The organism is Mesorhizobium metallidurans STM 2683 (genome assembly GCF_000350085.1).
In the GTDB taxonomy this organism is placed as follows: domain Bacteria; phylum Pseudomonadota; class Alphaproteobacteria; order Rhizobiales; family Rhizobiaceae; genus Mesorhizobium; species Mesorhizobium metallidurans.
Window position 1 is genome coordinate 24,541 of record NZ_CAUM01000139.1, and the last position, 7,043, is coordinate 31,583.

The window sequence follows — 7,043 nt, forward strand, 5'->3', positions numbered from 1 at the left end:
TCCCCCCTTGCGGGGGAGATGTCCGGCAGGACAGAGGGGGGTGCTGTCCCTCCAAGCTTAGGCATCTTTGAGCGATGTGCTTCACGCCTCCACCCTCATCCTATGATCCACCCCGAACTGCTCCCATCTCGCCGGACCCGGCTCAAATCCGAGCGGTCGCACCAGCGAAGGCACCTGGCGCGTATCCAGTTCGAAATGCTCGCGCCGCCGGTCGATGGTTGGAACGGCGGCGATGAGCTTCTTCGTATAGGCGTGCTTCGGCGCCGACAGCACGGACTTCGCATCGCCGATCTCGACGATCTGGCCGGCATGGATGACCGCGATGCGGTGCGCGATCCGCTCCACCACGGCCATGTCGTGCGAGATGAAGAGATAGGCCAATCCGAACTCGCGCTGCAGGTCGACCAGCAGCTCCAGCACCTTGGCCTGGACCGAAACGTCGAGCGCCGAGACCGCTTCGTCGAGCACGACGACGGACGGGTTGAGCATCAGCGCGCGCGCGATGCACAGTCTTTGCCGCTGGCCGCCCGAGAATTCGTGCGGATAGCGTTCGAGGCTGTTTTCCGGCAGTCCGACGCGTTTCAGCAGCGTCGCCATCTTCGCCCGCGTCGCTGCATCCACACGGCCGCCGGTGGCGATTATAGGCTCGGCGAGAATGCTCTCGATGGCGAGCCTGGGATTGAGCGAGGCATAGGGGTTCTGGAACACCATCTGGATGGGCAGCGCGCTCTGCCCGGCGGCAGCCTTGCGCACACTGGCCGAGAAGCTGCCGCGCGTCGATCTCACCAGCCCAAGCACCGCGCGCGCCGTCGTCGATTTTCCCGAACCGCTCTCGCCGACGATGGCCAGCGTCTCGCCTGGCATCAGGTCGAAATCCACGCCATCGACAGCATGCACGGCGCCAGTAGCACGGCCGAAGAAACCTGATTTGACGGGAAACCGCACAACGAGATCATTCACCTTCAGCGCCGGTTCGGCGTCCGGCGCTCTATCGCGCCGGCCGTCCGGACGCGTGGCGCGGCCACTGGCGAAATGCGGCACGTCCTGCAGCAAATGCCGGGTGTAAGGGTGATGCGGCTGGTCGAGGATCTGGTTCAGCTCACCTTGCTCGACCGCCTGTCCGTTTTGCATCACCATGATCTTGTCGGCGATGCCGGCGACGAGGCCGATATCGTGGGTGATGAAGATCATCGACATGCCGGTTTCGCGCTTCAGTTCGGCGAGCAGCGCCATGATCTGCGCCTGCACCGTCACGTCAAGCGCCGTGGTCGGCTCGTCGGCGATCAGCAGGCGCGGGTTGCAGGCAAGCGCGGTGGCGATCATCACCCGCTGCAGCATGCCGCCGGAAAGCTGGTTCGGCGTGTATTTCAGGCGCCGCGCCGCGTCGGGAATGCGCACGCGGTCGAGCGCGTCCTTGGCGGCTGCCGTCGCCTGCCGGCCGGTCAGGCCGCGGTGCAGGCGAAACGATTCCTCGATCTGCGTGCCGATGGTCAGCACCGGATTGAGCGAGGTCATCGGCTCCTGGAAGATCATGCCGATCTCGGCGCCGCGAATTTTCGTCAGCTGCGGCTCGCTCGCCGCCGTCAGGTCGAGGATGCTGCCGTCAGCACGCCTGAGCTTGATCGAGCCGCCGGTGATGCGCCCGCCACCGAAATCGACGAGACGGTTGATCGACAGCGCGGTGACCGATTTGCCCGAACCGCTTTCGCCGACGATGGCCAGCGTCTCGCCGTCGGCAAGCTCGAAGCTGACGCCGCGCACCACCTCGCTGGCTTGCGGCGTGCGGCCGAAACCGACGCTGAGACCCGAAACGGAGAGCAGCGGGATCACGCGATCGCCCTCCGCATCCTGGGGTCGAATATGTCGCGCAAGGCGTCACCAAGCAGGTTGAAGCCGAGGATGCTGATCATGATGGCGAGGCCGGGAAAGATCATCAGCCAGGGCGCCGTCTCCATGAGGTTGCGGCTGTCGCTCAGCATCAATCCGAGCGACGCCGCGGGCGGCTGCGTGCCGAGCCCGAGAAAGCTCAAGCCGGCTTCGGTCAGCAGCGCCCAGGCCAGCGCCAGCGTGATCTGGACGGTCAAGGGCGCCACCAGATTGAGCAGCAGGTGCCTGGTCAGTATGTAGCTCGAACTGCTGCCGAAAGTGCGCGCGGCGTCGACGAATTCGCGTGCCTTGAGCGACAGGGCAGGCCCGCGCACCACGCGCGTGAAGATCGGCGTGTAGACGATGGCGATGGCGACGATACTGGTCCAGGTTCCGGGTCCCGCGACGGCGACGATCAGCAGCGCCAGCAGGATCGCCGGGAAGGCCAGCAGCACGTCCATGACGCGCATGACGATACCGTCCCAGCGGCGTCCGAACCAGGCTGCGGCGAGTCCCAGAACAGTGCCGGCGAGTGCGGCGAACGCGACCGAGAAGAAGGCGACGGTGAAGGACTGGCCGATGCCCATCATCAGCCGGCTCGCCACGTCGCGGCCGAACAGGTCGGTGCCCATCCAGTACGTGCCGTCAGGCGCATGCAGCCGGTCTACGCGGTACTGCATCAGCGGGTTGTGCGGCGTCAGCCCGAGCAGGCCAAGCACGGCAAGCAGCAGATAAAGCCCGACGATGAAGCCGCCGATGCGGCCACTGGGGTGCGCGAAGATGGCCCGCAGCATGCGCATCACTGTTCCCCCAGCCGGATGCGCGGGTCGAGCGCGACATAGGCGAGGTCGACGAGGAGATTGACGATCATGAAGTTGAAGGCAATGAACAGCACGGCTCCCTGCACCAGCGCATAGTCGCGCTGCAGGATCGCGTCCAGCACCAGCCGTCCGAGGCCGGGCAGCGCGTAGATCTGCTCGACGATGACGGCGCCGCCCAGGAGATAGCCGAATTCGATGCCGCTCAGCGTGACGACGGGGATCAGCGCATTGGGCAAGGCATGGCGCCAGATCACGCCGCGTGCCGACACTCCCTTGCTGCGGGCGGTCCTGACGTAGTCGTCGCTGAGCACATCGAGCATGGCCGAGCGCGATATGCGGGTGACCGAAGCGGCGAAGGCAAAGCCGAGCGTGATCGCAGGCAGGATCAACTGGCCGAGATTGCGCAAGGGATCCTGCCAGAGCGGCGAAAATTCCCCCATCGCCGGCAGCACGCCGAAGCCCGCGGACAGCGTGTAGATGATCAACAGCGCCAGCACGAAGTTCGGCGTCGACTGGCCGATCATGGCGGCGACGCGGACGCCGAGACCGGAGAATTTCTCGTTGTGCGTGGCGGCGAAGACGCCTGCCGGCACGCCGACGACAAGCGCGATCAGCATCGACAGCAGCGCCAGCTCGAGCGTCAGCGGGAAGCGTTCGAGGATGATTTCGAGCACCGGCTTGCCATAGGTGGAGGAGATGCCGAGATTGCCGTGCAGCAGGCCGGCGAGCCAGCGCCCGTACTGGACGAACCAGGGCTGGTCGATGCCAAAATAAACCGAGAGCGCCTCGCGCTGCGCCGGCGTCAGCAGCCCGGCCTCGGTCCCCAGCATCGCCGTGATCGCATCGCCCGGAACCATCCGGATCGCCACGAACACGACGATGGAGACGCCGATCAGAACGAGAGGAAACACCGCCAGGCGTCGCAGCAGATAGGTCACGCGAAGAACACCTCTCGTCCGATCATGAAGGTCGCTACTGCTGGATCGTGACCTTGCTTAGGCTGAACAGCGTGCCCGTCGGCGTCGGCACGAACCCCGCGATGTTCTTCTGCTGCGCCGTGTAGCTGTAGGAGGTGTAGAGCCAGATCCACGGTGAAACCTCGGCGAGGTGTTTCTCGAATTCGGCGAAGATCGCCTTGCGCTTGGCCGGGTCGGTCTCAGTGCGGCCCTGCTGCATCTGGCTGTCCAGCGTGTCGTCGATATAGTTCGCAACCTTCTGCAGATTGCCCGCCTTGGTCCAGTAGCGATTGTACATGGTATAGGGGTCGGCCCTGCCGCCATTCAAGGCGATGGCCATGTCGAAATCGCCCTTCAGCCAGGCGTCGACATAGACGTTGAGCTCCATCATCTTGATGTCGAGCTTGACGCCGATTTCGGCGAGCTGCGACTGGATCACCTGGGCTTCCGCCGCAGCCGTTGGCGGTTCGCCGGTGGCGCCGATCACGGTCGCCGAAAAGCCGTCGGCATAGCCGGCTTCGCTCATCAATTGCTTGGCCTTCTCGACATCGCGCTTGTAGCAGAACAGCTGGCTCGGATCGGTGGCGAGCGATGGGATCGTCAGCGGCCCCGTGACCTTGCCTTCGCCGAGCGAGGCGGTGTCCAGCACTTCCTGCCGGTCGATGGCGCAGGAGATCGCCTGGCGCACCTTGAGTTCGGTCATCGGCTTGCGCGACGGATTGAGCTGCAGCACGTGATAGGCAAGCACCGGCACGCGGTTGAGCTGCAGGCTGGCCTCCTGCGGCACCAGCGTGGCGACCAGCGGGTCGTTGAGCAGCGCGAACTCGATCTGCTTGGTGCGCATCGCCGCCAGGATCGCCGTTTCATCAGGGAGCACCGAGATTTCGATGCCGTCCACACCGGTCGCGCCGCCGGCCCAGTCCTTGTTGGCGCTGAGCACCTCCCTGGCGTTCGGATCCCATTTGTCGAGCTTGAACGGACCGGAGCCGATCGCCTTCGTGCCGACCGAGCCGGCGGTAATTTCGCCGGCCGGAACGATGGCCGCGTTGACGTCGCTCATCGCCGTCAGGATCGGCACATCCGGTTGCGACAAATGAAAGACGACGGTCACCGGATCCGGCGTATCGATGCTGGCGATCGACAGGAAATTGGCACGGGCGGCGGCACCCGTCTTCTCATCGGGGATGCGCTCGAAGGACGCCTTCACGTCTGCCGAGGTGACGGCGGCGCCGTTATGGTATTTCGCTTTCGGATCAAGCTTGAAGGTCAATTCCTTGCCGTCTTGCGAGAACTGCCATGACGTGGCGATGGCCGGCACGATCTGCAGGCTGGCGTCGACCCTGACCAGCGGTTCGTAGATCAGCTCCAGCAGCCTGAGCGACGAAAAGGCCGTTTGCTTGTGCGGGTCAAGCCCGGTGGCGTCCTGCGACCAGGCCATGTGCAGCGTCGCAGCATTTGCCTGAACCGGCACCGCCACAGTTCCGAGCATTGCCGCCAAGGCGATGCCGGGCAACGCCATGCCGGAAAGCAGTTTCCTGGTGAGATGCTGTACCATTGTCGTCTCCCATAGTGATCGAACTCGATTTGCAGTTCCCCGGACCGCTTCACAGGGACACGCCTCCCCGGACTATCGGCCCAGACTTTGCGTGCGGCTTCACACCGTCTTTTCGCTGATTGCTATGCGCAGGAACCCTCCAGCCTTGCCGAGCGCCTCGCGCGCCTCCTCGACCTCCATGCCGGTGATCACCACAAGGATCGCCAGCTTCACATCCTTGCCGGTCGCTTCGAGCGCATGGCGGGCCTGTTGCGCTGTGCAGCCGCTCGTCTGCATGACGATCCTGACCGCCCGCGCGACCAGCTTTTTGTTCGACGGGTTCAGGTCGACCATCAGGTTCTGGTAGCTCTTGCCGATGCGGATCATGCTGGCGGTGGTCAGCATGTTCAGCACCAGCTTCTGCGCGGTGCCCGACTTCAGCCGGGTGGAGCCGGTGAGAACCTCCGGGCCGACGACCGGCGAGATGGCGATGTCGGCAATACCGGCGATGGTCGAGCGCGGATTGCAGGACAGCGCCACGGTCGTCGCGCCGACTTCCCTTGCATAGTTCAGGCCGCCGATGACATAGGGCGTGCGGCCGCTGACCGCGATACCGACCACCACATCGTCTGCAGTGAGCTGGATGTCCTGCAGGTCGCTGACACCTTGTTTCGGATCGTCCTCGGCGCCTTCCGCGGCCCGCACCAGCGCGTCGGAGCCGCCGGCGATCAGGCCCATCACCATGGTCTCGGGCACGCCGAAGGTGGGTGGACATTCCGAAGCGTCGAGAACGCCCAACCGGCCGCTGGTGCCGGCGCCCAGATAGATCAGCCGCGCGCCCTTCTGGAACGCGAGCACGATCCGGTCCACCGCTGCCGCTATCTCCGGGATGACTTTCTCGACCGCGGCTGCAACGCCTTTGTCCTCGTCGTTGATCCTGCGCAGCACGTCGACGGTCGGCAGCAGGTCGATATCCATCGTCCTTGGATTCCGGTCTTCGGAAACCAGCCGCTCCAGCTCCGACATCAATGCTTGTTCGCTCATCCACTTGCTTTCAAACTTCATGCCGTCAGCAGGAATGTGACGCAAAGCGCGACCTTGACCAGTACCGTCGAAACATTGGCTTGCCGTGTCGGCGGCTTGGTTTCCGTCCCGTTAACTTTCTAGAATTGGATATTCGTAGTGTCAACGATGTGATGGAATAAAATATTCCTACATGGATGGCCGTTCAGCGGCATCAAGCGACTTCTTGGCCAGGATGATTGCCCCCGAGACGGCATCGACGGAACCCTATCCGGGTTTTCCGACCGATCTGCAGGCCCAGTTCATGGCCTTGATGTGCTGCGCCGAGGGCGAAAGGCGAGACGGAAATCCTCAACGCGGCGCGCGGACCGGAGGTGGCGGACCTCGCCGCCTGTCACAAACCCCATGGGGGCGCGGATCGAAGGCGCCGGCACACACCGTATCCTGATCGAGGGCGGCTCAAGCTGGCGCGCCGCCATGCACGACATCACCCCCGACCGCATCGAGGCCGGCACCTATGCGGCCGCGGCTGCCATCACCGGCGGCCAGTTCGAGCAGACCCATGCGCGGCTCGAGCATATGGCATCGGTCGTGCAGCTTCTCGAGGCCACCGGCGCGAAGATCTGGCCGGGCGATCGCGGCCTGATCGTGTCGGGCCGCTCAAGGCGGCCGACGTGACGGCAGTGCCGCGTTCTTGGCGCCGGAGATCGTCACCGCGCCCTCAAGCCGCTGTCCGCCGACGATCCGCAATTTGTCCATGGCTTTGAACCTGATCCGACACGCCATCCAAGAGCAGATGTCGATTGTCGACCGAACCCTGCACGCGCTTGACAGTCGATCGAT

The 7,043-nt window shown here is 64.4% G+C and carries 5 protein-coding genes and 1 pseudogene; 1 reads left to right on the plus strand and 5 read right to left on the minus strand.

Translation table 11 applies throughout. From position 1 onward, the window contains the following. Positions 1–81: 81 nt before the first annotated feature. From MESS2_RS23210 to murQ, 5 genes are all read right to left on the minus strand, one after another. Positions 82–1,830, minus strand: a complete 1,749-nt coding sequence (locus MESS2_RS23210) for an ABC transporter ATP-binding protein (protein ID WP_008876930.1) — start codon at positions 1,828–1,830, stop codon at positions 82–84. Continuing rightward, positions 1,827–2,666 (minus strand): ABC transporter permease, encoded by an 840-nt coding sequence (locus tag MESS2_RS23215; RefSeq protein WP_008876931.1) that lies wholly within the window; start codon positions 2,664–2,666, stop codon positions 1,827–1,829. Before MESS2_RS23215 ends, MESS2_RS23210 begins: the two co-directional genes overlap by 4 nt. Next, positions 2,666–3,625, minus strand: coding sequence for an ABC transporter permease (locus tag MESS2_RS23220; protein ID WP_008876932.1), 960 nt, complete (start codon positions 3,623–3,625; stop codon positions 2,666–2,668). Before MESS2_RS23220 ends, MESS2_RS23215 begins: the two co-directional genes overlap by 1 nt. A gap of 34 nt (positions 3,626–3,659) precedes the next feature. Beyond that, complete coding sequence (locus MESS2_RS23225; protein ID WP_008876933.1) at positions 3,660–5,198, minus strand: ABC transporter substrate-binding protein; 1,539 nt, start codon at positions 5,196–5,198, stop codon at positions 3,660–3,662. Between the two features lie 99 nt (positions 5,199–5,297). Next, positions 5,298–6,221 carry an N-acetylmuramic acid 6-phosphate etherase gene (gene murQ, locus MESS2_RS23230; protein WP_040593844.1) on the minus strand — a complete coding sequence of 308 codons (924 nt, stop codon included), beginning with the start codon at positions 6,219–6,221 and terminating at the stop codon, positions 5,298–5,300. Positions 6,222–6,517: 296 nt separating this feature from the next. On the opposite strand from murQ, the pseudogene MESS2_RS23235 reads away from it, so the two are divergent. Next, positions 6,518–6,889, plus strand: a pseudogene (locus tag MESS2_RS23235) (UDP-N-acetylglucosamine 1-carboxyvinyltransferase); the annotation flags it as partial. Positions 6,890–7,043: the final 154 nt, after the last annotated feature.